Source organism: Tropicibacter alexandrii (assembly GCF_003667315.2).
GTDB lineage: Bacteria > Pseudomonadota > Alphaproteobacteria > Rhodobacterales > Rhodobacteraceae > Tropicibacter > Tropicibacter alexandrii.
Map to the genome: position 1 here is coordinate 1 of NZ_RCTZ02000055.1, position 1391 is coordinate 1391.

At 61.1% G+C, this 1391-nt stretch carries 4 pseudogenes; 2 read left to right on the forward strand and 2 right to left on the reverse strand.

Annotation, left to right across the window (positions count from 1 at the left end):
- A pseudogene (locus D8Z78_RS24315) lies at window positions 1-146 on the forward strand (IS3 family transposase); the annotation flags it as partial.
- A 43-nt stretch (window positions 147-189) separates the two neighbouring features.
- On the opposite strand, the pseudogene D8Z78_RS25170 reads toward D8Z78_RS24315, so the two are convergent.
- Window positions 190-300 (reverse strand): annotated as a pseudogene (locus tag D8Z78_RS25170) (IS110 family transposase); the annotation flags it as partial.
- Between the two features lie 36 nt (window positions 301-336).
- Here D8Z78_RS25170 and D8Z78_RS24320 point away from each other — a divergent pair.
- Window positions 337-474: pseudogene (locus D8Z78_RS24320) on the forward strand (IS3 family transposase); the annotation flags it as partial.
- A 4-nt stretch (window positions 475-478) separates the two neighbouring features.
- On the opposite strand, the pseudogene D8Z78_RS24325 reads toward D8Z78_RS24320, so the two are convergent.
- Window positions 479-1289 (reverse strand): annotated as a pseudogene (locus D8Z78_RS24325) (IS256 family transposase); the annotation flags it as partial.
- Window positions 1290-1391 lie beyond the last annotated feature (102 nt).

Genomic DNA, 1391 nt, shown 5'->3' on the forward strand with positions numbered 1-1391 from the left:
AAGGGGAAGAACATCGTGGGGCCTTCCAGATCAACCGGTTGTGTCAGGTTATGAATGTCAGCACGCGTGGATTTCGGGCTTTCCGTAGCCGACCTGCCAGCCGCAGGCAGCGGACGGATCTGGTTGTGCTGGCGCATATCCACTGCCCGGCAGGCGATTGCCAAGCAATCTGCCGAGTATCCGTGATGATCAAGCGGGATCTGGCCCCCATTTTCGACAGTCTCTGATCAATGCGTTTGCAAGGACGACAAGCTTCCTCATGACGGCTGTCACGGCGACTTTGCGCGGTTTTCCGGCTCGGACGAGGTCATCGAATTTGCTACGAACTGCCCGGTTGTGCTGGACCGTGACTTTACGGCGGATCGGCCCACCCAGAAATGGGCAGGCGACATCAGCTATATCTGGACCCGCGAGGGGTGGTTAGATCTGGCAGTCATCTTGCACCTGCATTCCTGCCGCGTGGTCGGCTGGGCTTCGGAAGGTTGCAGTGCTTGTGAACCGTGCAGCGCTGGAGCGGCAGATCCTCGCCCCACAACCCCACGAGCGCAGCTTCCAGCCCCGGGGCGCCATCAACGATCACGACTTCGGGCCGTTTCAGGCCCCGGGCATCAAGATCATCGAGGAACTGTCGCCATGCAGCGGTGCTCTCTCCGCCCATGTTTCTTATGGAAAGCAGCACCTTCTGACTGTCGCGCCGCACGCCGATGGCGGCCAGCACCGAGATGTTCGTGGCCTTCTTGTCGATGCGGGTCTTGATCACGGTGCCATCAAGAAATGTGAATGATGCCCTCATCGGCGAGGCTGCGGGCGTACCACGCCTCCCAGTCGACTTTCACCTTGCGCCAGGCGCGGCTGACCACATCCTTACTGACGGCGCCCTCGAACAGCCCGAACAGCCCCCGCTTAACGCGCCGGGTATTGGTGCAAGAGAGATAGACTGCGGCGACCAAGGCTTCTGCCTTCTTGGTCGACCGCTGTTAACAGGGCAGCGTTTTCAAGCGCCATTCCATCACCTTGCCAGCGTCATCCTCGATCCGGGCCCGCGGCACCCTGACAATTTCCGTCCCGAAGATGCCGGTGAGCTGCTGCTCGTGGTGCCCGTGGCGATAGCCTTTCGCAGCTCCGTCGCCACGGTCGTAGCGCAGGCGACCAAGAAAGCTGGCGAGTTCCTCCTCAAAAACGGCCTCGATGATCGCGCGGACGTTCATCCGGAGCCGCTCCTAGATCGGATCGAACCCGGCCTCATGGGCCAGAAGCGGAAGACTGGAAGTATAGGTATTCTTGGTCATGGCGTAATCTCCCTGGCGGTTGCCGCCGGTGACGTCCCCGGGCGTGGTGTAGCTGGCGGTGGCCATCGGGTTTCCCGGTAGGGTCGGGTTGCGAGAACCAAC